Raw genomic sequence first — 25,606 nt, 5'->3', positions numbered from 1 at the left:
ATGTATTGGTTGATGCTAGGGTTGAACGCGATAACTAATAGAGAAAGCTACATTTTGTTTGGTTAAGGTATGTGTTTTACCATCATCCGCAGTACGTGCAAATATTGCACATACTGAATCCCGCTCGAGTTCACCCTTTTTAAAGACATTGTTGATATGTTTAGTGATCACCGAACGCTCACGGTCGAACAATACACAAATTTCCGCTTGGGTTAACCAAACCGTCTCGGTATCGACAGCCACAGTCAGCTGTAACTGACCGTCTTGACTGATAAAAATATCATGTTGTGATGGTAGGTGATCCACTGTTTATCCTCTTAACTCAAGGCTGTACTGCTTGTTTTGCGTATCTTTGCTGTAGCGGTCAATGCTTTGCCGTCCCTAGGGATTAGACTACTGAATCGTTATCGACCTTAACCCGCACTTTGCCCGTCAACAGATCCTGCATAAGGGCTTTTTTGAGGTTTGAAGTTTGATTTAGCTTTGAAACCTTACTGCTAATTTTATTAGCCACAGAATCTACTAAATCAGCAATTTTAACCTGCTCTTCAAATGGAGGCGAAGGAATGACAAACTTACTGAACTCATTAAAATCAATGCTTTCTACAGTGTTTCCAGCTTTTAATGTTGCGCGTAAAACCTTATGGTTGTGAGCCTTTAAATAATGAAAAATAAAACGTGTGTCATATCGCTCAGAAACAGTTAATGCTTTTATATCTTGGTTCACCGTTAAATCACATCCTGCGATAGCTACAGGCAAAGTATGTTGCAAAATACCACTTCTTACGACCATAAGAAGAGAGCCTTTAGGTATAAGATTTGTTGAAGACTCTTTAATCGCTTTAGCTGACACATGATCCTGTGTCCGACTAATTAAATCCAATTTCATGTCTTTAGGGGAAACCCAAGGAATTGAGCCTGACCAAAATTCTTTATTTGTCTTACTCGGTGTACCGCCACCTCTCCATTTCCCAGTATCACCAAGTTTAACAACCTCCCAGCTTTTTGGGATTCTGCCAACGGGGGAGTCTTTAAATTCGGAGTGAGGGATGTAGCTCTTGCCATTAGCAGAGTCACCTTGCTTGATGCCAACCCCTTTAGTGAGTAGTTCCTGCATCATGCCGCTTTTTAAATCTTTGAGCTTGTCGATTTGTGCCTGTGTTTTTTCAATTACGTCATCCACAGAAGTCAAAATCGCAGCAATCTTTTGCTGTTCAGGGAGTGGGGGGAAGGCCACTTTAATTTCTTCTATTTGTTTGGTGCTGATATTTGGTGGATCTGTACCAAAAATGGTGATTTCAATATCCCTTGCTATAGCTTCATATCGGAAAACTGAATACATAAAGTGACGATCAACAAGATGCTGTTTGGGTAAAACTCTAGCAACTCTTTGATTCAATAATGAAGGAACATCAGAACTACGGATCTGAGCAACTTTCAATTCACCTTGAGTAATGGGTCTTGTTAGAGCAATAACAGTATCACCTTGTTCTAACATGAAATTAGTGTATATTTCCTCAAAGTCACTGGATAGATAGTTCTGGTCATTCCAGTTTATTTTCCCTTTACCTACATTTGCAATTTTAAGCCAACGAATCCCGCTTTGTACGCTATCACTGCTCTTAAATGCATAACCACCTTGCAACTTTGCGAAGCTACCTATTGTCTCATTCCTCCATCCTTCAGGCAGCAGATTACTCATAACCCAGCTCCTTCAAGTAACCTTGCATCATTTGCTCTGCTTCTGCCACCTCAGCATCGAGCTGGTGGAGCGAGACATGGTACTTATCCCACCAGCGTTCAAGTTGCGTGATAATGCTGGCTGCAACCGCTGTATCGGCATGGCTAACATGTTCACGGATCTGCTCTTTGGTTTCGATTTCTGCTCTGAATTGATAGTACTGTTGATCCGCTGACGGCTCTGCTTCGAATTTAGGCTCAAATACGCAGCTCACATCAAAGCCTTTAAGGATTTCCTCTTGAATATAATCGTCTTGCACTTCACGTAGCGGAATACCGCCGTGGAGAATGGCGCGTACATCGAAGATTTCTGCGGGTGGCGAGGTATCGGCATAGCGGCGGATATTGAGGTTGTAGTCGTTATCGCGGATATCTTTTAGTTTGACTATGGCTGAGTAGCGTTTGATTTCGCTGTAGTTGTCGAAGGTTGCGACGATTTTATTGATATCTTGCGGACGTAAACTGTTTTGGTTTTTGCCTTCTTGATATTCCAGTTCGGCATTAATGAACAGTACTTTTCCTTGGCGCTCGCTCGGCTTTTGTTTGTTGATAATCAGCAAACTGGCGGGGATACCTGTGCCATAAAATAGGCCTGAGGGTAGGCCTATCACCGCTTCTAATAAGTCGTCTTCGAGTATGCCTTTACGAATGTCTTTTTCGCTTGAGCCTCGGAATAACACGCCATGGGGCATGACTACGCCGACCATACCATCATCATTCGTGCTGGCGATCATGTGCTGCACAAAGGCGAGGTCGCCAGAGTCTTTTGGTGGTGTGCCATAGGGGAAGCGGCCAAATTTATCGTTATCGCAGTCTTCTTTGCCCCATTTCGATAACGAAAACGGCGGATTGGCAATCACGCGATCAAACGTCATTAGACTGCCTTCTTGAGTATGCTTAGGCTCGCGCAGGGTATCGCCTTTGCGAATGTCGGCACTTTGTACCCCGTGCAAAAACATGTTCATCTTACAGATTGCCCATGTATTGAGGTTCATCTCTTGGCCGTATAACGATAGGTTCGCGGCGTTTTCATTATGGGTCGCAAGGTAGTTACGCATTTGGATCAGCATACCGCCCGAGCCTGCGGTAGGGTCGTAAATTCGCATGCCCGCATGGGGCTTAAGCAGTGCCACCAGCAATTGCACCACTTCGCTTGGGGTATAGAATTCACCGCCTTTTTTACCTGCGCTGTCGGCAAACATTTTAATTAAATATTCGTAAGCTGTGCCAAGTAAGTCTGGGCGTTCGAAATCGCTATTGCGCAGGCGGTATTTGCTGAAGTGGCTGAGCAGGTCGCGCAGCTTATTATCGGAGAGCTTGTTTTTAATGTTGAAGTCGATAGTGACTAACACGCCCTCAAGGTTTGAGTTGTGCTCTTCAATGGCTTCAGCGGCGGTATTGAGCGCCTCACCTATGTTGTGCTTTAAATCTTTCAGCGCTGACCAGCGGGCAACTTCAGGAATATAGAAGGTACTGTCGTATTCATCTTCATCACTGGCTAAGGCTTCGGCCTGTGCTTGGGTTTTACCTTTGGCAAGATAGTACTCGATCACCTTTTCACGGGCTTCATCAAATGAATCCGATAGACGCTTAAGGAACATCATGCCGAAGATGTAGTCTTTGAACTCCGATGCATCCATATTGCCGCGTAGAATATCCGCCGTTTCCCAGAGGAACGATTCTAACTGTTGAAGAGTGATTTGATTTGACACTGATTTTCTCTAATGAATTCGGTTAGCACATTGGGGTAAGTGGTTATGATAAAAGTCCCCTGTGCATTGATGCGCCAAAGTGTACTGATAAGGGGGAAATGGTACAACGCTATGATGGGGAAATATGCGCTGTGCGGCAAAGTCGTGCCGTTGGTGCTTGATTGCTACAGTTTTTACTCACTCGAAAGTGACTGTACAAATTGATAACATAAATTGTTAATTAAATGTCAACCGTATCCCTTTTTTGGATCTCAAGCTGTTTTTCATTGAGTCTTGCTCATCTTTCACTAGGGTATGATTTTGTTTTGTATGAATTTTAATGAGCGTCTGGTTTTAAGCTGATGTTATTGTGATCCACTCATGGCTGATCCACACTTCAGTGTGAGATCCACTTCAGCCCAAGCCTAATTGTTTTAAACTTGTTGGCTTTTCTATGCTCGGCTTGAACTCGTTTGAAAGCGTTTTACTTTATTTGGGGTGAGTTCTTTACTGTAGTTCTTGGCAAGATAACTGATCCGCAGAATTGCAGAATCTAAGCCTTTAAGTCCTTTACGTTCAACTTTGTAGCTCGCCGATTCGGGCAGCCGTGCTAAAGTATCTGGATGCATACAGCAGGCTTTTTGCACTTGTTGAAATGCGCCCCAGCCTGACTTCGCTTTATGTCCATTGAGCAGAATAAAGCAGTGATAATGGGCTTTATCACTTCTTGGTGTTTGCTCCCGTACCCAAAAAAACCAGACCTTAGATTGGTAGTGCTTATCGAGGTATCTCAGTAAGGTTTTTCGGTATTTGCTGATTAAGCTGTTATTGGGTGTTTCGGTATAGACATGTAGATCAAATCTGACGAGTAGGATTTTAGAATAATGATCTAGCGCTGTTAGCAGTTGATCGATCATTGTATTCATAATGCTGGAGTTGATGCCGTGCTCAAAGCTCAAAACTTGAAACAAGGTGTTCTGGTATAGAAAGCTTCCTAAGGTAAAGCGACGAGCGGAAATATTATAAATAACCTGCTTGTTATTAGAGTAGGAATCTGGGGTAAGACCAGTATTGCCATCGAATTGCTGCTGTTCAGATTGCTTTATTTTGCTGGTTAAACGTGGTTTTGAGTTTGCATTTGTCAGCATTTAATCGCACTCGATTGAACTTTGTCGCAATTTGTTGCGTTTACAGGCCAAAATAAGGCGGCAAATGCCGCCTTTGATAGATGTTACTTAGTGCTGTTTAGCCAGTTAATGTAACTCGATTCTGACCAGCCGATGGTTCGGCAGTGGCTTTTTATGGGTTGAATGAAGGCCTTTCTTTTTACTCGTCGGTATAGGGTTGTTCTATCTATGCCGAGTAATTGGCTCATTTCTGTGATTCTGATTATTCGCTCCATCGGTCGTTGCTGGAGCAATTGAGCGTATTGGGCTCTTGCATTAGCCTTCATATCCGGCTCCCTGAGCTAATTGCTCGGATAGCCCACCTCCTGAGTGAACCCATTGCATAAGCTCTGATAGACGCCAACCGACGGAACGGCTTCCCAATTTGATTCGTTTAGGGAAACGGTTAAGTCTTTCTAATTGGAAAGCTTGCGAACGGCTGATTGAGGTGATGAGTTTACGCTCTGATTCACGCACGATACGGTCTTGAATAGCTGATTGATTGATACTAAAAATGGACATGAATGCTCCTAAAGATTGTCTCTGTTTGACCTAGGAGCATCTTGCCTGTTTGCAATTGTGATTTCGGGGTAAAAATGAAATTTGATTTTTACCCCAAATTTAATCCCTTAAATATCCTGCATTTTAGTGCCTAACACCCACGTATTTTGCCTGATATTGGCAAGCAGTTGCATTAGATGAGATTCGTTGCTGAGAATCTTGCGATAAAACGGTGCATAGGTTTTTTTATATAGCTCGATTCTAGGATCTTGTTTAGATTCTTCCCCAAGCAGTAATTCACTCAGCACATTTTGTGTAAATTCCAGCTTTTGCCAATTATCTTCATAAAAAGGGACATGGTTATAGCAATACATCATGAGATCAAGGTAGGGGATCAACTTATAAGTCAGCAGCTTTTTGAAGGTTTTCTCATTTGCTTGAAAATTATCAGGCGCTTTGGGTTCGGGGATTGATAGGGTTTTGCGCAACTGATTAATCAGGAACTCACAGTCACCCAATATCGCTTTATTGGGTTTAGTTAAGTCTATGCCTACCACAGTTAAGTCTAGATTCTGCCCCAGCAAAGGCATTAGTAGTTGCGGCTCTAAGTCTAAGTAGTGATCACCACTGCGGAGTTTAATCTCTTCAGTTATCCCGAGAAGATCAACATGGTTCAATGCGATGACTGTCGGAAAGTCTGGTTGTGTGACCGGATTTGAATTGATGATGACATAGCCCTTCTGGATCAGTTGCCACCGTTTACTGTCAGTCAGCTTTCTACCATTAGGTAAAGTCGGTGAGTTGTGAAGGGTCAACCTGAATTCTAGCTCATTAAGAAATTGTGCAGCGGTGAGGTCTGCTAGGCAATCATAGTTCTTAATTGAAAACCATTTAGGCCATTTGGGATGGTCTGATGTTTTAATTCGTATTGAGATAGGTATAGGCGTTTTCATTGATAAAAGCTCGACTAGGAATTCTCTCGGGGTACATATGGGGGTACATATAATGTGAAAAGGGGCTAACCCTTACAGGTTAACCCCTTTCCTAACAATCACTTAATCCTTGCGGATTAATTCATGCCGTATTTTTTCAATTTTTTACGCAGAGTACCACGGTTGATACCTAGCATGTTTGCTGCGCGGGTTTGGTTGCCACGAGTGTGTTGCATGATGATGTCAAGCAGAGGCGCTTCAACTTCGCTTAGCACCATTTCATAAACTTCTTGTGCTTCCTGACCGTCCAACTGTGCGAAGAAGTTAGTTACGGCACGCTTGACGGCGTCACGTAATAACTGGGGCTTGATAGTGCCGTTTGCGGTTTCGATTTTGCCAACGGTAAGCTGGTGAACTTCTGTGTTAGTTGTCTGATCAAACATTCTATTCTGCTCTTTATTAATTCTGTACTAATTCATCAAAATAACATTCCACGAGGGAATACTGTTCTGCAGCGGTTTCCAGCCGATTAAAGTCAGCCCTAAATTGGCGCTGAGCTTCTTGGTCTAGGTACCATCCCATATGTTTTCTGGCGAAGCGGATACCCTTGTATTCACCATATAAGTCATACAGTTTGGTGAGGTGTTCCAGCATCACTTGACGCTGTTCGGCAACCTCAATGGGCGCTAGCTTATTACCCGTTTCCAAGTAGTGCTGGATTTCTCTGAAAATCCAAGGCCGTCCTTGAGCACCCCGTCCTATCATCAAGGCATCGGCACCAGTGTATTCCAGCACAAAGCGGGCTTTCTCCGGACTGTCGATGTCCCCATTGGCGACAACAGGAATCGAGACATTCTGTTTGATTGCTTTGATCGTGTCGTACTCGGCGTTGCCTCTGTACATACATTGTCTCGTGCGGCCGTGAACGGCGAGCGAGGCGATGCCACAATCCTCTGCAATCTGGGCGATTTGAACACCATTCTTGTGCTCTGGCTCCCAGCCGGTGCGAATCTTTAACGTGACAGGCACATTCACTGCGGCGACCACGGCTTGTAAAATCTCTTTTACCAGCGGTGGATTTTGCATTAGCGCCGAGCCTGCCAGCTTTTTATTCACTTTTTTCGCCGGGCAACCCATATTGATATCAATGATGTGAGCACCTTGTTCGACATTGAACAAGGCAGCTTGCGCCATTAAATCAGGATCAGCCCCTGCAATTTGCACTGAGCGGATGCCTTCCTCGCCAGAATGCGTCATGCGCTGGCGGCTTTTATCTGTATCCCAAACCTCGGGATTGGATGAAAGCATCTCGGAAACCGCTAAGGCTGCACCATAACGAAGACAAAGATTGCGGAAGGCTTGATCGGTGACACCTGCCATTGGTGCCACGATCAGCTGATTGTTCAGTTGATAGGGTCCAATCTGCATTTTATGTTTCACCTTAGCTCTTCAAAGGGGCGCTATAGTAGCCCTTTTTGTTGGCCGTGAAAAGGTCAATAAATGACCTAGAGGTAATTTTTTTTCTTGACTTTTAATCGACGAGAAGTCAGAGGCTAAATTGTTGGAAGTCAGCAGTGGCGCATGTTGCGCCACCCTTTAGCGCTATTTACGCTTACCTGTCAAGCGGCTCCAATCTTCTTTGTGAGCCGCTGCGTCCATATCGAACCATTGGCTATAAAAGTCAGAGATTTCTTGGGCTTGTTCTTTGAGGAGACCGGAAAGGGCAAGTTTGCCACCGGTTTTTACGCGTTCTGCGATCAAAGGCGCTAAATCACGCAGTGGGCCAGCAAGAATATTGGCGACCAGTACGTCGGCTTTGAGATCGGCGGGTTGGTCTTCTGGTAAGTACAACGCCAGCTTGTCAGCGACATCATTGCGCTCGGCGTTGGCACGCGAGGCGTCGATGGCTTGATAGTCGATATCGATACCTGTGACTTTTTTCGCACCCAGTTTCAGTGCGGCTACGGCTAAGATGCCTGAACCACAGCCAAAATCGATCACTTCTTCATCGCTTAAATCTAAGCTGTCTAGCCACTCTAAACACAGTGCTGTCGTGGGATGAGTGCCAGTACCGAAGGCAAGACCCGGATCTAAGATCACATTAACTGCGGTTGGATCTGGGATTTCGCGCCAGCTTGGGCAGATCCATAAACGTGTGCCAAATTGGATGGGGTGGAAGTTATCCATCCATTCGCGTACCCAGTCTTTATCTTCAATTTGTTCGACTTTATGGCTGAAGTTCTCACCGAGGAAAGGCAAGGTTTTCAGCATGGCGATGGTCGGTGTCAGATCGGTTTCTGCATCGAATAAGGCCACTACCACGGTATCGCGCCACAGTGGGGTTTCGCCCAATTTAGGTTCAAAAATAGGGGTATCTTTACCGTCTTCGAAGGTGATAGAGACTGAACCTTCTTCCATGAGCAAGTCGCTGATGGTTTCAGCGTCATCGCTATTGGTGTTTATACGGAGTTGGATCCAAGGCATGGGGGCATCCTGTGACTGAGTGTTCATAAACTAAGGGTTCAAAATATCGCGGTATTGTATACCCAAACTATCCCAAAATGCAGGATGTAGCGGGAATTTAAAGCGCTTTAGGTAAGGTCGTTTGGTTATCACTAGGGTTTAGGTTCGACGACTGGCTATCCTGGTATTGCGCTTTTGTCTATACAGACAAGGTGTTAGCTGGCGGGTATGGATTGGTGTTAAAAAACGAATTGTTAGTTTTATTATTTGGTATAACACTATGAAAAATATTGGTTAATTGGTTTTACCTTTGTTTGGTTTTGATACGTTTTTTGTGATCGTCTTCTAAGAGTTTAACTCCGTCAGGTGAGTTGGCTCACGCTTTAAATCTGTGACACTGAAGCCTGATTTGAGTTGCTGCTATGGTGTAGTTTGCCAAGAGGTGCCAACGATAAACGACATAGGTTAATTCAAGATGACAAGCATAACTCGAGTTCACAATAGGGTGAGTACACCGCTAGGTCATCCTTGGTCGGCTAAGGCTGATAGGCTGCAGAGTGCGACAGGGATTATGCTTGGCAGCTTTTTACTATTACACATGCATTTTGAATCGAGTATTTTGCTGGGTAAAGAGGCTTTTTATCGGGTCGTTCAGTTGCTTGAAGGTGGAATGTTTAGTAGTACTGGCCACGGGTTTCCTATGGTCACTAAAGTGTTTTCAGTGTTTATGTTATTGGTCGTGATAGTACATGCCGCGGTGGCGCTACGGCGTTTTCCGGCGCAGCTAGGGCAATGGCGAGCCCTGCGTTCGCACATGGGGAATATCAAGCATAAGGATACCCATGCGTGGTTTTGGCAACTGATCACTGGCTTTATCTTATTTTTCCTTGTTCCAGTTCATCTCTTCACTATGATTTTGAATCCCGAAATTGGCCCGCATTTATCGGCTGAGCGGGTTTATCACGATAATGCTTGGTTGCTGTATGCGCTGTTACTTCCCGCTGTAGTGGTACACGCCATGATTGGTCTCTATCGCGTGGCGGTGAAGTGGGGCATAACCACTAAACGTTCAGGTCTACGAAAAGTCGCTAAGGTGTTGATTATATATCTGCTATGTCTGGGGACTGCGAGCCTTGTTTCATATCTATTTATCGGTAGCGAGCTCGATATTCCTGTGCAGCCCTTCGTACCTGAGTAGGCTTTAAGCCAGCAGCAGGATTTTGTTTCACTGCTATTATTAAGCATTAGGTTAATTATTCAGCACTCAATTGATCTGGCTCACGTTTTCGTGTGGATGTGTGAGCGATATTAGTTTGCGATAAGACTTAATGAGATTGGCTCGATAAGGTCAACGGCGTGAGGCGATAGGATGGCGATCAAATTAAATATTAAAAAATGGAGTGCTTGGCTGGATTTAAGCCAGAGTTTGTCAGGGGTAATACTCGCAGTCTTTTTGTGGACCCACTTAGTGTTAGTGTCATCGATTTTATTGGGTGCGGATGCCATGAGTTGGGTGGCACGCACCATGGAGCTGAGTTTTCTGTCCGCTGATGGACACGGTTATCCTTGGGTTGTGACTTGTATTGCCATTGGTATTGCCATTTTGGCGTTAGTGCACGTGTTAGTGGCATTGCAAAAATTACCCATGAGTCTGCGTCAGCAAAGGGCTCTACGCCAACAAATGCAAGTGATCAACCACAGCGATACTCGCTTGTGGCGCTGGCAAGCCATTACCGGTGTAGTGATTCTACTGCTGTTGCCTGTGCATTTGTGGCTTATTGGCTCGGCTCCCGAAACCATTGGCCCTCAGGGAAGCGCCGATCGTATTTGGAATCAAGGTGTCTGGATGGTGTATCTGCCTTTACTGCTCACTGTGGAGTTACATGCAGCAATTGGCATTTACCGTGTGGCTTTGAAATGGGGCGCGGCGCGGGATCTCAACAACCGCAGTCGATTACGTAAGATCAAGACCATAGTGAGTGTGCTATTTGTCACTGTTGGCGTCGCCTCACTTCTGGCATTTTTACCCTACGCGAGTTAATTCCGCTTTTAATCAATGATTAAGTTAATCAGTGAATAGAATGTCGAACATAAAAAAACAGCACAAAACAATAGACCCCATTAAGGAGCAGGCGTGAAACTGATTTATACCGATTCATTGGTGGTAGGAGCTGGGCTCGCGGGCTTAAGGGTCGCTATCGCTTCGAAAGAGCGTGGGCTTGACACTTTAGTTCTGTCACTCATTCCTGCAAAACGTTCCCACTCTGCTGCCGCTCAAGGAGGGATGCAGGCGAGTTTAGGTAATGCCGTTAAGGGAATGGGCGATGATGAGGATGTGCATTTTCAAGATACGGTAAAAGGTTCCGACTGGGGCTGCGATCAAGATGTCGCACGAATGTTTGCCCATTGTGCACCTAAGGCAGTACGTGAGTTGGCCAATTGGGGCGTACCTTGGTCTCGGGTGACTGCTGGCCCAAGAGAAGTGATAGTCAATGCGCAAAAAGTCACGCTACATGAGGCGCAAGAAGCCCATGGATTAATTAATGCGCGGGACTTTGGCGGGACTAAAAAATGGCGCACTTGTTATACCGCCGACGGAACAGGTCATTCGCTGTTATACGCTATGGATAACAAAGCGATTTCCATGGATATTCCAGTCCATGAACGTATCGAAGCCTTGGCACTTATTCACGATGGTAAGCGTTGCCATGGCGTGATTGCTCGTTGTTTGATTACGGGTGAACTTAGAGCCTATGTGGCTAAGTCCACTACGATAGCCACTGGTGGTTATGGCCGAATTTATGAAGTGTCGACCAATGCGATTATCTGCGAAGGTATTGGCCAAGCGTTGGCATTGGAAACGGGCGTGGCAAGGCTTGGCAATATGGAGGCGGTACAATTCCATCCCACTGCCATTGTTCCCGTGGGCATTTTAACAACGGAAGGGTGTCGTGGTGATGGCGGCTTATTGCGCGATAAAGACGGTTACCGCTTTATGCCTGACTATGAGCCCGATAAAAAGGAGTTGGCATCGCGGGATGTCGTATCGCGTCGCATGACTGAACATATACGTAAAGGTAAGGGCGTCGATAGCCCTTATGGCCCCCACCTGTGGCTAGATATTACCCTTTTAGGTCGCAAGCATATTGAAACGAATCTTAGGGAAGTGCAGGAAATTTGTGAGAATTTCCTTGGCATCGATCCCGCTAAGGATTGGATCCCTGTTCGCCCAACTCAGCATTATTCTATGGGCGGTATTCGGACTAATGCCACAGGTGAAAGTCCGCAGCTTAAAGGCTTATTTAGCGTAGGAGAGGCGGCCTGTTGGGACATGCACGGCTTTAACCGTTTAGGCGGTAATTCGTTGGCCGAAACCGTGGTTGGCGGCATGATTATTGGTAAATATGTCGCCGATTTTTGTGAGAACAATAGCCTTGAGATCGACACTCAGCTTGCTGAACGGTTTATGCAGCAGGTGCAGAGTGAAATCGATGTGCTGGTCGAGGGTGATGGTCACGAGAGCGCCTTTGAGCTCAAGCGCGAAATGCAGCGCATCATGATGGATTATGTGGGGATTTTCCGTAATGGCCCCGAGCTTGAAAAAGCGGTTGCCGAACTAAAAGTGTTGCTCGAGCGTTCGCGTAAACTCGGGCTTAAGTGTAAAAAGCGTCACGCCAATCCTGAGTTAGTTGAAGCCCTGAGGGTCAAGCGTATGCTAAAAGTGGCGCTAACCGTAGCCTGCGGGGCCGCAGCGCGAACAGAGAGTCGTGGTGCCCATGCTCGCGAGGATTATCCGCAGCGAAATGATCGAGACTGGCTGAATCGCACCTTGGCCAGCTGGCCGGTTCCCGATGCACTCGAACCTGTGCTTAACTACGAAGCACTCGATGTGATGAAGATGGAACTCCCGCCGGGTTATCGTGGTTATGGCATCAACAACGCCATAGTGCATCCCGATACCGAAAAGCGTGAACAGCAAATTGCCGAGATTTTAGCTGAGCTAGGTGATAATGCTGACCGTTATCAAAGGCAGCGAGCTCTTATGCCCTTTGAATTACCCGAGAGCTTACAACCCAATAACGAACGTTTAAGTGATACTTTAAAAAGCCCGTCCGCCAATGCGTTAGGAGAAAAATCATAATGAGCCAAGGTCGCCAGTTAACCTTTAATATCTTTCGTTATGATCCGCAGGAGCCAAACGATAAGCCGAAAATGGTGCGTTATCAGCTTACCGAAACGCCGGGGATGACGGTATTTATCGCCCTTAATAAACTCAGGGAAGAACAAGACACTTCATTGCAGTTCGACTTTGTCTGTCGTGCTGGTATCTGTGGTAGCTGCGCTATGGTGATTAACGGTTTCCCAACGCTGGCCTGTCGCACTTTAACCGCTAAATATCCCAAGGGCGAAATCACCTTAATGCCGCTGCCTGGCTTTGAGTTGATTGGCGATCTCTCGGTCAATACCGGTAAATTTATGCGTGAACTCGCCGAACGCTTAAAGCTGTGGTTGCATCCAAAATCTAACGATATCAGCGTGCATCGCCTCGAAGATCCAATGGACCCAGACGAAGCTGCGCGCCTGTATGAGCTTGAGCGCTGCGTTGAGTGCGGCGTGTGTGTTTCAGCTTGCGCGACTAAGCAAATGCGTGAAACCTTTGTCGGCGCCGTCGGTATGATGAAAATAGCTCGTTTTGAGATGGACAGCCGTGACGCTCGTACTGCCGAGGATTTTTACCATGTGATTGGCAATCAGGATGGCGTATTTGGTTGTATGACTTTACTCGGCTGCCAAGACAACTGTCCTAAGGATTTGCCACACATGCAGCAAATCGCGTATTTACGCCGCAAGATGGCCATGACTTTGATTTGATAAGTGATAAATGATGAAAAGCGCCAACGTGTTTGGCGCTTTTTTGTTGATTAGCAGGCGTAGCTTTTGTGAATGTCAGCTCGATTGATTATGTCTGCGGTTTGAGCGACGAATGCTTGAAAGTGCGTACTCGCCATATGTTCATCCAGTGCTGCTTTGGATTGCCAAATTTCGTACATCCAGAAGATATTTTCATCATCTAATGAGTGATGCAGTTTGTATTCGATGCAGCCAGCCTCGGTATGAGTGTCTGTCACGAGTTGCTTGAGTATCTTAAATAGCGTATCGCTTTGGCCTTGATTCGCTATGATTTGGGCAAATACTGTTATTTTCATTGGTTAAAACCTTCTAAAACAATTTTACCGATCGCTTTGCCAGACTCTATCTGAGCGTGAGCTTTGATTAAGTTTTGGGCATTAATGGTGCCGTAGTGTTCACCGAACGTACTCTGTAACTCGCCTGTATCGATAAGGGCGCTTAAGCGGTTGAGTAAGTGATGTTGCGCAATCATATCCTCGGTCTGATATAGGCTGCGGGTAAACATCAGTTCCCAGTGTAAGGATAAGCTTTTACGCTTAAGTTTCATCACATCTAATGGCCCCTTAGGATCATCGATTAATGCTAGTTTTCCTTGTGGCTTAAGCACTTGTACTATTTCATCAAAATGTTGATCGGTTTGGGTTAAGCTAATCACATGGGTCACATCAGTAATGCCAATATTGGCAAGCTCCTGTGAAAGTGGCTTGGTGTGGTCGATAACAGCATCGGCACCAAGTTTGTGCACCCAAGCGGCGGATTCTGGACGAGATGCAGTGCCTATCACTTCTGCACCTGTGAGTTTTACTGCAAGCTGAGTGATGATTGAACCCACACCGCCGGCCGCACCGATAATTAAAATACGGGCGTCAGTTGCCGAACCATCTTGGGGTAAAGCTAAACGGTCGAATAAAATCTCCCATGCCGTAATCCCCGTTAAAGGTAATGCCGCGGCTTGGGTATAGGTTAAACTTTTAGGTTTATGGCCGACAATTCGCTCATCAACCAATTGATATTCTGCATAACTTCCGCTGCGACTGATATCGCCCGCATACCACACTTCATCGCCAACGTTGAAAAGACTGACTTTCTCACCAACGGCTTTGACGACACCGACCGCATCCCAGCCGATAATTTTGTATTCGCCTGCAGGTGCAGAGCTAGATGCACGGATTTTTGTATCAACCGGATTGACAGAAATGGCTTTGATTTCCACTAAAAGGTCAAAACCTGTCGCCGTTGGCTCGGCTAGCGTGATGTTTTCTAATGCATTGGGCGCTGTGATTGCACCCGCTGTCTGGTAACCAATGGCTTTCATGTTTATTCCTCTGGGTGTACTTGCTGGAGTCTACTTGTTTGAGTGTACTTGTATCGTGTAGCCATTGTGTGGAATATTAGCCAAGAGATAAACAGGATAAAGTTTGTAATTTTTTCAAAGGATTTTTGATAATCATGCTAATTAATGATTTAGCTTTGTTCGTGCGAGTCGCTGATTGCGGCAATATATCTGCCGCAGCAGCCGAGATGGATATCTCGGCTGCTTCTGCCAGTGCAGCAATAAAACGGCTTGAGAAACAGCTCGATACTAGTTTATTTATCCGCACGACACGCAGCTTACGTTTGACTGTGCAAGGTGAACGTTATCTTATTCATTGCCGACGTGCGCTAAGCGATTTAGCGCTTGGCGAACAAGCTATCGCCAGTGATAAAGGTAAAATATCTGGTACCTTAAGCCTTTCGGTTTCTTCAGACTTTGGCCGTAATCTGTTTGTGCCTTGGCTCGACGAGTTTTTGCTCGATTTTCCTCAACTACAAGTGCGCTTGCACCTTGGCGACAATATCAGCAGTTTTTACCACGATAAAATTGATGTCGCCGTGCGCTATGGAAAACCGCAGGATTCTAACCAAGTGGCTTTCCCTATCTGCAGTGTTGATCGTGTTTTGTGCGCCTCACCTGAATATCTCGCCAAGTTTGGTGCGCTTGATTCATTAGAACAATTAGTTGAGCATAATTGCTTGTTTTATAAGTTGGATGATCGCACCCACGATCAATGGCTATTTAGGCGTGATGCTCAAGAATTCAAAGTGCGTGTCACGGGCAATCGTAGTGCTAATGATGCCGAGATTGCCCGCCGTTGGGCTGTGGCTGGCAAAGGGTTGGTATTTAAGTCGAGTCTAGATCTGGCCGATGACTTAATCTCAGGGCGATTAGTACGTTTGTTGCCTGAGTATCAGGGGGAGCCCGTCGATTTGTACTTAGTGTGCCCAGGACGTGAACATGTCACGCCTGTCGTGCTCTTACTACGGGAAATGCTCCGGCAGCGAACACAGGCTTTGAGTAAAAACTTGAGTAAAATATTAGCAGTGAAAAAATCTTAGATAACAAAAAAGCCGCATAATGCGGCTTTTAGTTTAGAGACTCACTGAGTGAGATTTAAGACTTAGTGCGTTTCATGGCGGTAAAGAACTCTTCGTTAGTCTTGGTCATCGCCAATTTATCGATTAAGAATTCCATTGCGCTGACTTCATCCATAGGATTGAGGATCTTACGCAGGATCCACATTTTTTGCAGTTCTTCTTGAGTCGTGAGTTTTTCTTCACGACGGGTACCGCTGCGGTTGAAGTCAATGGCTGGGAACACACGCTTTTCTGCCGCTTTACGTGACAAATGTAGCTCTTGGTTACCTGTACCTTTAAATTCTTCGTAGATCACTTCGTCCATCTTAGAACCCGTATCAACCAAGGCTGTGGCGATAATGGTCAAGCTGCCGCCGTGTTCGATGTTACGTGCCGCACCGAAGAAGCGTTTTGGACGGTGCAGGGCGTTAGCATCCACACCACCCGTTAACACTTTGCCCGATGATGGGATAACAGTGTTATAGGCACGGGCTAAACGGGTAATCGAATCGAGTAAGATAACGACGTCTTTCTTGTGCTCAACCAAACGTTTTGCTTTTTCAATCACCATTTCGGCAACTTGAACGTGGCGGCTGGCTGGCTCATCGAAGGTTGATGCGATAACTTCGCCTTTAACGAGGCGCTGCATCTCAGTTACTTCTTCTGGGCGTTCGTCGATCAGTAATACCATCAACACCACTTCTGGGTTGTTGTAGCTGATGCTTTGAGCAATACCTTGAAGTAATAGCGTTTTACCGGCTTTTGGTGGTGCAACGATCAAACCACGTTGACCTTTACCAATCGGTGAGCATAAATCCAGAATACGCGCGGTAATATCTTCAGTTGAGCCGTTGCCGCGCTCCATACGCATACGTTCTTCTGCGTGGAGTGGGGTTAAGTTTTCAAAGAGGATTTTATTACGGGAGTTTTCTGGTTTATCGAAGTTAACTTCGTTGACTTTCAATAGAGCAAAATAACGCTCGCCTTCTTTTGGTGGGCGAATTTTACCAAAAATGGTATCACCCGTTCGCATGTTGAAGCGGCGAATTTGGCTTGGTGAGACATAGATGTCATCTGGACCAGCTAAATAAGAACCGTCTGAGCTGCGTAAGAAGCCGAAACCGTCTTGGAGTATTTCTAATACCCCACCACCGAAAATGTCTTCTCCACTTTTTGCGTGGGCTTTAAGGATTGAGAAAATAATGTCCTGCTTGCGAGCGCGGGCCATATTTTCGAGCTTCATATTTTCAGCTAGCGAGACTAGGTCAGAAATCGGCGTGTCTTTTAATTCAGTTAAGTTCATTTTGGGGGTCTTGTGTTACGCGACAAAGCTTACCGCGATCAATCAGTAAGGATGTAATTCAGGATAGTGATTGACGAGCGAGAAGAGGTTATTAGAAAGAATCTGGTTATTAAAGTAGCACTAACAAAGCGGGGCGTCCAGAAATTTAGGGAAATTCCGGCACAATTAATTTATAGCTTGTGCCGGAGGTCACTCATTACGACGTCAAATTAGATTTGAGCGTCGATAAACTCTTTCAATTGCGTTTTTGAGAGTGCGCCAACTTTAGTCGCGGCTAATTCGCCGTTCTTGAATAGCAGTAAAGTTGGGATGCCACGAACGCCATATTTCGCTGGAGAAACATTGTTTTGGTCAACGTTTAATTTAGCGATAGTCAAGCGACCTGCATATTCTTCAGACACATCGTCTAAAATTGGAGCGATCATTTTACAAGGACCACACCACTCGGCCCAGAAGTCTACCAATACTGGCAAATCAGACTTTAATACGTCGTTTTCGAAGCTGTCGTCACTCAGGTATATAATTTTATCGCTCATGATGTTCTCCAGTTTGGGTGCCATTGCTGGTTTGTTAATGGCTTACCATGTATATTGGGGCTGAAAAATAGCTTTTCAAGTTACCTTTTTACAATGTGGCTATTTCAAACGATCGAGTATCTTATTGCAACCTCAACAGGTAAGCTTGCGCTATGAGCGAAACACATCTATCTACCCAAAGGTTTGCCGACCTACCTCTACATCCTGAGGTTAAACAGGCCCTTGCCGAGAACGGCTTCGAATTTTGTACGCCGATCCAGGCGTTATCACTGCCTGTATTACTCCAATCAAAAGATATCGCAGGCCAAGCACAAACGGGCACTGGTAAGACAATGGCCTTTTTGGTCGCCACGTTTAATCATTTATTATCGACTCCCATACCTGAAGGTCGACTGATTAATCAGCCCCGCGCCATCATTATGGCCCCGACTCGCGAACTGGCGATTCAGATTGCCAAAGATGCGATTTTACTCGCCAAGCACACACACTTAAAGGTGGGTATTGTTTATGGCGGTGAAAGTTACGATGTGCAGCGTAAAGTATTAGATCAAGGTGTTGATATCTTGATTGGTACAACGGGTCGAATTATCGACTACGTTCGCCAAGGTATTATTGGCTTGAATTCAATTCAGGCAGTAGTACTTGATGAAGCCGATCGTATGTTTGATCTTGGTTTTATTAAAGATATCCGCTTCTTATTTAGACGTATGCCTGAGGCAAATCAACGTCTTAATATGCTATTTTCGGCAACCTTGTCCATGAAAGTACAAGAGCTGGCTTATGATCATATGAATGAGCCCGTTAAAGTCGAAATCGCCCCCGAAGAAAAAACCTCCAAAAACATCAAAGAAGAAATCTTCTATCCTTCCCAAGAAGAGAAGATGCGTTTGCTGTTGACCTTGATTGAAGAAGATTGGCCAGAAAAAGCCATCGTTTTCTCCAACACTAAGCACAGTTGTGAAACGCTTTGGTCTTGGCTTGAAGGTGACGGACATCGTGTGGGTTTATTAACGGGTGATGTGCCACAGAAAAAGCGTATTCGTATCCTTGAGCAATTTACCAGTGGCCAGCTAGATATATTGGTTGCTACTGATGTTGCGGCTCGTGGTCTACATATTTCTGACGTTTCACACGTGTATAACTATGATTTACCTGATGATTGCGAAGACTATGTTCACCGAATCGGTCGTACGGGTCGTGCGGGCAACAAAGGCATGTCGATAAGCTTTGCCTGTGAAGAGTACGCATTGAACTTGCCTGCAATCGAAAGCTACATCAATCATTCGATTCCAGTAAGTAACTACGATAGTGAAGCTTTACTGGCCGATATTCCTACGCCAGCGAAGATCCACCGTAAACACCCTAGCGGCACTCGAAACTTGCGTGATCGTTCAGGGGCAAGCCGCCCAGGAGCTCAACGCAGTGGTGCTCGCCCTCCTCGTCATGATAGGACACGTAGACATTCGTAAATGCCAACACCCGCTTATGCCGCTATAACATTAGGCTCAAATAGTTTTAATATGCTGATCGCCAAAACGCGTGGTGGTCAGCCGCATATTATTGCGAAATATAAACGCAAGGTGAGGCTCGCCGAAGGCATAGGCAACGATGGCAAATTAAGCCCCGATGTCATGCAGCGCGGCCTCGACTGTTTGAGTATGTTTGCCCAGATGTTGGTACAACATAAGATTGAAGCAAACCATGTTGCTGTGATTGCAACTGCAACTCTTCGCAGTATTAGCAATGCTGATGAGTTTAATCAGCGTGCATTGCCACTCTTAGGTCATCCGATCGAAATTATCTCTGGTATGCGTGAAGCAGAGCTTATCTATCAAGGTATGGTGGCGACCACTTGTGGTCAAGGCCGTCGCTTAGTTATTGATATCGGTGGGGCGAGTACAGAGTTTATCATCGGCGATGGGCATCAAGTGTTGTTCAAAACCAGTTTGCCCTTTGGTAGTGTGACTTATAATCGCCAATTTTTCAGCAGTTTGCCGCTGCAGCAGTTAGATTTTGATGATGCTAAGCAGCAAGTGCTAACCGCATTAGCTGAGCATAGACAAACCCTACGTGATCTTGGTTGGCATTGTGTCGTTGGTGCCTCCGGGGCTGTACAGTCCGTGGTAGAAGTGTTACTACACCGAGGGTTATCTGAAACTATCACACTCGATGTGCTTACTCAGTTGAAGGCTGAGATCCTGGCTCAAGAAGATATTAGCTTAATGGGGATTGTTGGGCTTTGCAGTGAGCGAGCACCGACTTTTGCTGCGGGTGTCGCTATTTTATTGGCTTTGTTTGAGTTGCTGGGGATCGAGCATTTAGCCTTATCTGGCGGCGCATTACGTGAAGGTGTTTTAGTGATGTTAACTCAGCGAATTATTGACGAAGTCAGCTAATGTTTTATTAAAACATGATAAAAACTAAAGGCCGCGATGCGGCCTTTAATGTTTGTACTGTGCCGATTATTTCAATAAGTCGGCGAGATCTTTTTCTAAGGAAACCGTTGGGCGTTCTACGATGCGGCCAACTTCTTTACCTTGCTGCAGTACAATAAAGGTTGGAATGCGGGTAAAGTCGTATTTTGCGGCTAAGCCTTCGGGATCTTTTTTCGTTCGGTCGACACCAATATAGGTCACTTTAATATTGGGATTAGTGACTTCTTCCATAATACGGATAAAGCGCGGCGTTTCCCGGTGACAATCTGGGCACCAAGTACCAATGATCACTACAATTTCTGTAGGTTCAGCGATGCTTTTAAGCGGGGTGATTGCAGTGGTATCGACTTGATAGGTTTTATACCCTTCAGCAAACTCATTGAGATCTGTGACTAAATGTTGTGCTTCTACTATGCCAGTTAAAATCACTTCTTGTTTCTCCTCACTGCAGGTCGCAATTAAACCCTGTTGTTGTTCTTCAAATCCACAGCCACCATTGGCTAGTACCTGACAACTAAAAAATAAGGCAGTAGTGGCTAGGAATGCCTTAACGTTATTGTGCATGATGCGCCCTCGAAATCGAAGAGAAAGAATGAAATTCGATTCAAACATTATTCTGGATACGATTAAAGCGATTAATTGATTTGCTGCAAGCAAGATCACGCATTGCTAATATCTATACCCAAGCTACCTGAAGATACGAGTTTCAGAGCGCCTAGGGTGCTTCAATTCAAGGCGCATCAATGACAGAATGTCGGCCACCTTTTGAATTGATGCAACACGGAAGTGGAGTGCCCTAGGCGCTCCGTCTCGGCGTGTTTTAACGCACTTTATGCTGTGTTGATTATTTTTAACTTAGCCCGCTAGGTCTGCAAATAGCCGCCTTGCCTAAAGTGCGTAAAATTCCCGCTGAATCCTGCATCTTCAGGTGGTTTGGGTATGTAAGCTTAACGATCACAGAATTGCTTAGTTTGTGGAGTTAAGGCATTGAAAAATTTCATCCCCGAATCGTGATTCGGGGGCAGAACACATTGAGAGGATAAGGTAAATTACTTGATTACTGAGCCAGAATTTTTTCTAAAATAGGCTTGTTAGCCTCGGGGAAGTCATAATTAATTAAATCGGCTTTAGTGACCCAAGCGATAAGCTGGCCTTCAAGGCCTTGGGCTGTGCCGTTAAATTCTGTGACTGAATGGATATCGAGTAGCACTTGTTTATCGGGATAGTCGAAACTCAACGCCATAAATGGCTGACTATCAGTGACATTGAGCGCGACTTCCTCTTTGAGTTCACGGATCAATGCCTGAGTGACAGTTTCGCCTGTCTCAACCTTACCACCAGGAAATTCCCATTTCCCACCTTGATGTAAATGATCTGGGCGTTTTGCCAACAGAATTTCACCGGCCGAGTTAGTAATAATGCCGACGGCAACATGGATGCGTTTAGTCATAATATTTATCGATTAATGAGTGGGTAAAAGTAAGTGCATTAAAGGCTTGAGCTGAGTTATTCGTGTGTAAACCCAAAATTACTCTTTAAAAAAATCGCCTTCATCGAGATCAAATTCATCAAATGCTTCTGGATCAAACTCGGCTTTGACTGGGATGACGTGTTTTTCTGACGCCCAATCACCGAGGTCGATCAACTTACAGCGCTCGCTGCAAAAAGGTTTAAATGCAGATTGTGGCACCCACTCGACAGGGGCTTTGCAAATAGGGCAGTTAACGGTCAATGGCATAATTGTTCTCTTGGTTAACGGCGATAAAGCGGCCGCTAATACTAATGTCTTTCAGGCCATTAGTGTAAAGGCTTCATGCACAGGTAGCCAGTAAGAAATCAATTGAACGGTCGGAGTGGCGTTGTTGTTCAAACTGCACAAAATGGATAGCGAAACGGTTTTTATGGCCGCTAATCGTAGGATAACACCCGTGGGAAGCATCGACTTTAACCCTTACCAAAGCAAGTGCTTGGGCACTGTCACCTTGATAAAAGCCAGCATGGGCAACGGCATTGTCGTAATGGGCTGTACTGCGGGTGAGTTGGAGTAATAGTGTGATGGGGGTGAGCAAAGGTTCGAAATGCGTTATCCAAGAGCGATAATCGTGCTGTTTTTCTTCCCAAGGTTTAGATAGCCAATAATGCAGTTGCGGTAGGTCGAAGTTACAGCAAGCACCTGGCATGCCGAAGCGTTGTCGTAGTGCGGAAATAAATTTGTCTTGTTTTAATTGGCTGCCGAAGCGTTCAGGCTTTTGTAACGGTTCGCGGGCTTGGGTGAGGGCGTTGATATAGATATTGATTTGCTGGTGGTCGACGTGATCTAATTCTTGCCATTTGTTCAGTTGCAGCAAGTGCCGCTCAATATCTTTTAATACTTCATTGCGATAATCGCAGCGTTCAGACAATTCACAGAGGGAAAACAGCGGATAAAAACATCTATGTTGGTGGTCATTGCTTAGGTTACTTTGCAGCTGTTTATCGAGGTATTCGAGCCGCAAGTAGCTGCGAATTTTCTCGTTTAGGGGCTGTTCGTAAACTAATTCAGTCATGGGCGTTATGAGTACCAGATAGTTGTAAATAGCGTTGGTGCAATGCTAGCACCTCTCGTTTTAAGGTTGATATCTCTCCCTGATTATCAATAATGTCGTCGGCTCGGGCGAGTTTTTCGCTGCGGCTCAATTGGCTGTTAATGATGTTATTTACTTGAGATGCATCAACATTGTCCCTTTTTATGGTGCGGCTGATTTGCAACTCAGGCGAAATATCCACCACTAAAGTCCGATTGACTAACCTATCTAACCCGTTCTCAAATAGCAAGGGTACGACCATAATTACATAGGCTGAGGTTGCTTTTTCTACCTGCGCTAGCATTTCTTGGCGGATCATGGGGTGTAATAGTTGGTTTAACCATTCACGTTCTTCAGGGTGGCTAAATATCCGTTGCCGCAGTTTGGCGCGATCGAGTTCACCTTCTGGCGTTAACATCTCAATGCCAAAATGGCTAACGATGACCTCAAGCCCTTTTGAACCCTGAGCGACAACGTCGCGGGCAACGATATCGGCGTCGACTAAGGTAATGCCTTCTGCGGCGAATAAATTGGCAACAGTCGTTTTACCGCTACCAATCCCACCCGTTAAACCAACAATAAATTTGGACATAAAACTCTCTTAAAAGCTATGAAGTACGCTACGCTGCTAGGACGGACTTCGTCCTTACAGTCTACGGAACGGGCTTCGCCCTTACGGTAAGCGAAGCGTTCAGTGAGTGAGCTTGCGAACGTTCCGTTATCCTTAAGTGAAGCCTGTTCTATAACGTACTTAAGTACCAATCCACTATAGGTTGACCCCATATTAGGGCTATCCAGCCTGCGGCAGCAATATAAGGCCCAAATGGGATGGGATTACCTTGTTTGAGGCGTTTACTTACAATCATAGTGATACCGACGACAGCTCCGACTAAGGACGAAAGTAAAATGACCAGCGGCAGCATTTGCCAGCCGAGCCAAGCACCGAAAACGGCGAGTAATTTAAAGTCGCCATAACCCATGCCTTCTTTACCTGTGAGGATTTTAAACAACCAGAAAATGGACCATAGACTCAAATAGCCTGCCGCCGCACCGATAATGGCATCGGTTGGGCTCGCAAAGGTATGATTTAGATTGATGATCAAGCCGAGCCAAAGTAACGGTAACGTCATTTGATCTGGCAGCAGCATCTCATCAAGATCGATACCAGTAAGGGCGACAAGTACAAATGTCAGTATGCTCGCAAAGACAAATTGCCAGCTTGGACCAAAGTGCCACGCTAAAGTCGCGATAAGTAGCCCTGTGATGAATTCAATAATAGGGTAGCGGGCGGAAATCGGTGCGTGACAGGCGGCGCATTTTCCCTTGAGCATTAACCAACCAAATACAGGTAAATTATGCCAAGGTTTAATCGCCGTTTTGCACTTAGTGCAAGCAGAGCCCGGCACCACGAGATTATATTTTTCGGGGAAGCTATCTATAGGTGTATTGAGTTTATCAATACCGATTTTTGTGACTATCTCAGCGTGGTATTCCTGCAAATACTGATTACATTCTTGCTGCCATTCCCGTTTCATCATCACAGGAAATCTGTGGATCACTACGTTTAAAAAACTGCCTATGGTGGCGGCAAAAATAAAGCTTAGCGTAATAAAGAGCCAAGGACTCTGATCAAAAGAGTGGCCCAAAAGAGAGATAAATTCTGACATTTAGTTTTCTTATTTTATTTGAATCGAATGAATTAACTGACGATTTTACCCATTTGGAAGATAGGAAGATACATAGCGACAATTAACCCGCCGACCACAGTACCTATGACTACCATCATAATAGGTTCAATTAGGCTTGATAAACCATCAACCGCATCGTCGACCTGCATTTCATAGATGGTTGAGACTTTGTTGAGCATGTTATCCAGCGAGCCGGATTCTTCGCCTATCATCACCATCTGAACTAGCATATCGGGGAAGAGCCCTGTGGTTTGCATCGCGACATTCATTTGCATCCCCGCCATTACCTCTTGGCGAATATTCAATATTGCTTTGCGATAAACGGCATTACCCGATGCGCCAGCGGCGGATTCTAAGCCATCAATTAACGGCACACCTGCAGCAAATGTGGTAGCTAAGGTGCGGGCGAAACGAGCCATGGCACCTTTGTGTAAAATCGGTCCAATGGCAGGGATTTTTAGCACGGCTTCATCGACTCTATCTCTCACCATTTGCGAGTTTCGATGTGCGCGTACAAACAAAAATACACCGCCGACAATAGCGGCTAAAAAGATATACCAAGAGGATTGTAAGCCGCGGGAAATATGCAGTACCAGTTGCGTAAAGGCTGGCAGTTCTGCACCAAAGCCCTTAAAAATATCTTCAAACTGTGGCACCACAAAAAGAAGTAACAAAACCGTAACTAAAATAGCGACAATTACAACTGCAGCAGGATAAAACATGGCCTTCTTAATTTTTGATTTGAGCGCTTCTGATTTTTCTCTGTAGGTGGCGACGCGATCAAAAACCAAATCGAGTGAACCTGAGTGCTCACCCGCGGCGACTAAGTCTACATAAAGTTCGTCGAAGTAACGTCTATGGGGGCGCATGGCATCGGATAAGGGAATACCCGATTGAATGTCGGTTAAAATAGTACCCAGTAATTCCCGCATTTTAGCTTTTTCATGGCCACGGCCGAGTAGTTCAAATGTCGTTACCAAAGGAACGCCTGCCGCCAACATAGTCGCGACTTGACGGGTCATCATGGCAACATCCATTGGGGTGATGTTGGCTTCACCTAACTTAAATAGCGGAGAGGACTGCTTACGAACGCTCTTAGGGTTTACTCCTTGGGATTTAAGCTGACTACGGATTTCGGCTGCGGTTGCACCTCTAAGCTCTCCTGCCGTTTTTTTGCCGTCGCGATTTACGCCTTTCCATTCGAAGGTATAGATTTTGGGCTGGCTTTTTCGCTCGTTTTTTTTGCCGCGAGACTTTCTTACTGTTGTTGCCGTAGCCATAA

28 protein-coding genes are annotated in these 25,606 nt (G+C 45.4%); 7 read left to right on the top strand and 21 right to left on the bottom strand.

What is annotated here, in order from left to right:
* Window positions 1-15: 15 nt before the first annotated feature.
* The 10 genes from L5M11_RS18995 to prmA form a co-directional block, all read right to left on the bottom strand.
* Window positions 16-306 carry a hypothetical protein gene (locus L5M11_RS18995; protein ID WP_263192998.1) on the bottom strand — a complete coding sequence of 97 codons (291 nt, stop codon included), beginning with the start codon at window positions 304-306 and terminating at the stop codon, window positions 16-18.
* A gap of 82 nt (window positions 307-388) precedes the next feature.
* A complete protein-coding gene (locus L5M11_RS18990) occupies window positions 389-1,702 on the bottom strand; it encodes a restriction endonuclease subunit S (RefSeq protein ID WP_263192997.1) in 1,314 nt (437 codons plus the stop codon).
* Complete coding sequence (locus L5M11_RS18985; protein ID WP_263192996.1) at window positions 1,695-3,452, bottom strand: type I restriction-modification system subunit M; 1,758 nt, start codon at window positions 3,450-3,452, stop codon at window positions 1,695-1,697. Before L5M11_RS18985 ends, L5M11_RS18990 begins: the two co-directional genes overlap by 8 nt.
* 431 nt (window positions 3,453-3,883) lie before the next feature.
* Complete coding sequence (locus L5M11_RS18980) at window positions 3,884-4,579, bottom strand: inovirus-type Gp2 protein (protein ID WP_115333739.1); 696 nt, start codon at window positions 4,577-4,579, stop codon at window positions 3,884-3,886.
* Between the two features lie 83 nt (window positions 4,580-4,662).
* Entirely contained in the window at window positions 4,663-4,833 is a 171-nt protein-coding gene (locus tag L5M11_RS24020; protein ID WP_411357815.1) for a helix-turn-helix transcriptional regulator, read from the bottom strand.
* Between the two features lie 40 nt (window positions 4,834-4,873).
* Window positions 4,874-5,119, bottom strand: a complete 246-nt coding sequence (locus L5M11_RS18975) for an AlpA family phage regulatory protein (protein WP_115333740.1) — start codon at window positions 5,117-5,119, stop codon at window positions 4,874-4,876.
* Window positions 5,120-5,226: 107 nt separating this feature from the next.
* Window positions 5,227-6,051: a DUF6387 family protein gene (locus tag L5M11_RS18970; RefSeq protein ID WP_115333741.1), complete on the bottom strand. Its 825-nt coding sequence runs from the start codon at window positions 6,049-6,051 to the stop codon at window positions 5,227-5,229.
* Between the two features lie 116 nt (window positions 6,052-6,167).
* Entirely contained in the window at window positions 6,168-6,473 is a 306-nt protein-coding gene (gene fis, locus L5M11_RS18965) for a DNA-binding transcriptional regulator Fis (RefSeq protein ID WP_006083371.1), read from the bottom strand.
* A gap of 16 nt (window positions 6,474-6,489) precedes the next feature.
* Window positions 6,490-7,458 (bottom strand): tRNA dihydrouridine synthase DusB, encoded by a 969-nt coding sequence (gene dusB, locus L5M11_RS18960; RefSeq protein WP_105250428.1) that lies wholly within the window; start codon window positions 7,456-7,458, stop codon window positions 6,490-6,492.
* 174 nt (window positions 7,459-7,632) lie between these two features.
* On the bottom strand, window positions 7,633-8,514 hold the full coding sequence (prmA, locus tag L5M11_RS18955; protein ID WP_263183122.1) for a 50S ribosomal protein L11 methyltransferase: 882 nt from the start codon (window positions 8,512-8,514) through the stop codon (window positions 7,633-7,635).
* Between the two features lie 454 nt (window positions 8,515-8,968).
* Here prmA and L5M11_RS18950 point away from each other — a divergent pair, with 454 nt between their 5' ends.
* From L5M11_RS18950 to L5M11_RS18935, 4 genes are all read left to right on the top strand, one after another.
* Window positions 8,969-9,691, top strand: a complete 723-nt coding sequence (locus tag L5M11_RS18950; RefSeq protein WP_263192992.1) for a fumarate reductase cytochrome b subunit — start codon at window positions 8,969-8,971, stop codon at window positions 9,689-9,691.
* A 171-nt stretch (window positions 9,692-9,862) separates the two neighbouring features.
* Entirely contained in the window at window positions 9,863-10,534 is a 672-nt protein-coding gene (locus L5M11_RS18945; RefSeq protein WP_173247897.1) for a fumarate reductase cytochrome b subunit, read from the top strand.
* Window positions 10,535-10,627: 93 nt separating this feature from the next.
* Window positions 10,628-12,634: a fumarate reductase flavoprotein subunit gene (locus tag L5M11_RS18940; protein WP_263192990.1), complete on the top strand. Its 2,007-nt coding sequence runs from the start codon at window positions 10,628-10,630 to the stop codon at window positions 12,632-12,634.
* Window positions 12,634-13,365 carry a fumarate reductase iron-sulfur subunit gene (locus L5M11_RS18935; RefSeq protein WP_106649206.1) on the top strand — a complete coding sequence of 244 codons (732 nt, stop codon included), beginning with the start codon at window positions 12,634-12,636 and terminating at the stop codon, window positions 13,363-13,365. The genes L5M11_RS18940 and L5M11_RS18935 overlap by 1 nt, the downstream gene beginning before the upstream one ends.
* A 50-nt stretch (window positions 13,366-13,415) precedes the next feature.
* On the opposite strand, the gene L5M11_RS18930 is transcribed toward L5M11_RS18935, so the two are convergent.
* Together L5M11_RS18930 and L5M11_RS18925 are read right to left on the bottom strand one after the other, a co-directional pair.
* Window positions 13,416-13,700: a putative quinol monooxygenase gene (locus L5M11_RS18930; protein WP_131523405.1), complete on the bottom strand. Its 285-nt coding sequence runs from the start codon at window positions 13,698-13,700 to the stop codon at window positions 13,416-13,418.
* On the bottom strand, window positions 13,697-14,719 hold the full coding sequence (locus L5M11_RS18925) for a zinc-binding alcohol dehydrogenase family protein (protein ID WP_025008131.1): 1,023 nt from the start codon (window positions 14,717-14,719) through the stop codon (window positions 13,697-13,699). The genes L5M11_RS18930 and L5M11_RS18925 overlap by 4 nt, the downstream gene beginning before the upstream one ends.
* Window positions 14,720-14,853: 134 nt before the next feature.
* On the opposite strand from L5M11_RS18925, the gene L5M11_RS18920 reads away from it, so the two are divergent.
* Complete coding sequence (locus tag L5M11_RS18920) at window positions 14,854-15,780, top strand: LysR family transcriptional regulator (protein WP_263192987.1); 927 nt, start codon at window positions 14,854-14,856, stop codon at window positions 15,778-15,780.
* Between the two features lie 55 nt (window positions 15,781-15,835).
* Here L5M11_RS18920 and rho read toward each other — a convergent pair whose 3' ends face one another.
* Complete coding sequence (rho, locus tag L5M11_RS18915) at window positions 15,836-17,101, bottom strand: transcription termination factor Rho (protein WP_011787892.1); 1,266 nt, start codon at window positions 17,099-17,101, stop codon at window positions 15,836-15,838.
* 209 nt (window positions 17,102-17,310) lie between these two features.
* Window positions 17,311-17,637 (bottom strand): thioredoxin TrxA, encoded by a 327-nt coding sequence (gene trxA / locus L5M11_RS18910; protein WP_105250415.1) that lies wholly within the window; start codon window positions 17,635-17,637, stop codon window positions 17,311-17,313.
* Window positions 17,638-17,789: 152 nt separating this feature from the next.
* On the opposite strand from trxA, the gene rhlB reads away from it, so the two are divergent.
* Both rhlB and L5M11_RS18900 read left to right on the top strand, forming a co-directional pair.
* Window positions 17,790-19,106, top strand: coding sequence for an ATP-dependent RNA helicase RhlB (gene rhlB, locus L5M11_RS18905; protein WP_063884693.1), 1,317 nt, complete (start codon window positions 17,790-17,792; stop codon window positions 19,104-19,106).
* Window positions 19,107-20,033, top strand: coding sequence for an exopolyphosphatase (locus L5M11_RS18900; RefSeq protein ID WP_263192985.1), 927 nt, complete (start codon window positions 19,107-19,109; stop codon window positions 20,031-20,033).
* Between the two features lie 66 nt (window positions 20,034-20,099).
* Here the strand turns inward: L5M11_RS18900 and L5M11_RS18895 are convergent, their stop codons facing one another.
* The 7 genes from L5M11_RS18895 to L5M11_RS18865 form a co-directional block, all read right to left on the bottom strand.
* Window positions 20,100-20,636: a thioredoxin family protein gene (locus tag L5M11_RS18895; protein ID WP_263192984.1), complete on the bottom strand. Its 537-nt coding sequence runs from the start codon at window positions 20,634-20,636 to the stop codon at window positions 20,100-20,102.
* 493 nt (window positions 20,637-21,129) lie between these two features.
* Window positions 21,130-21,522, bottom strand: a complete 393-nt coding sequence (gene mutT / locus L5M11_RS18890) for an 8-oxo-dGTP diphosphatase MutT (protein WP_063884696.1) — start codon at window positions 21,520-21,522, stop codon at window positions 21,130-21,132.
* A gap of 78 nt (window positions 21,523-21,600) precedes the next feature.
* A complete protein-coding gene (gene yacG, locus L5M11_RS18885) occupies window positions 21,601-21,810 on the bottom strand; it encodes a DNA gyrase inhibitor YacG (RefSeq protein ID WP_006083355.1) in 210 nt (69 codons plus the stop codon).
* Window positions 21,811-21,883: 73 nt separating this feature from the next.
* Window positions 21,884-22,618 carry a cell division protein ZapD gene (zapD, locus tag L5M11_RS18880; RefSeq protein ID WP_263142932.1) on the bottom strand — a complete coding sequence of 245 codons (735 nt, stop codon included), beginning with the start codon at window positions 22,616-22,618 and terminating at the stop codon, window positions 21,884-21,886.
* Entirely contained in the window at window positions 22,611-23,228 is a 618-nt protein-coding gene (gene coaE, locus L5M11_RS18875; protein ID WP_263192982.1) for a dephospho-CoA kinase, read from the bottom strand. Before coaE ends, zapD begins: the two co-directional genes overlap by 8 nt.
* A 148-nt stretch (window positions 23,229-23,376) precedes the next feature.
* A complete protein-coding gene (locus tag L5M11_RS18870) occupies window positions 23,377-24,303 on the bottom strand; it encodes a prepilin peptidase (protein WP_263192981.1) in 927 nt (308 codons plus the stop codon).
* 32 nt (window positions 24,304-24,335) lie between these two features.
* Window positions 24,336-25,604 (bottom strand): type II secretion system F family protein, encoded by a 1,269-nt coding sequence (locus L5M11_RS18865; protein WP_263176928.1) that lies wholly within the window; start codon window positions 25,602-25,604, stop codon window positions 24,336-24,338.
* Window positions 25,605-25,606: the final 2 nt, after the last annotated feature.

Source organism: Shewanella sp. SM87 (assembly GCF_025653705.1).
GTDB classification, from domain to species: domain Bacteria; phylum Pseudomonadota; class Gammaproteobacteria; order Enterobacterales; family Shewanellaceae; genus Shewanella; species Shewanella oncorhynchi.
The sequence above is the reverse complement of the archived record's forward strand: the minus strand, read 5'-3'. Positions and strand labels throughout refer to the sequence as shown.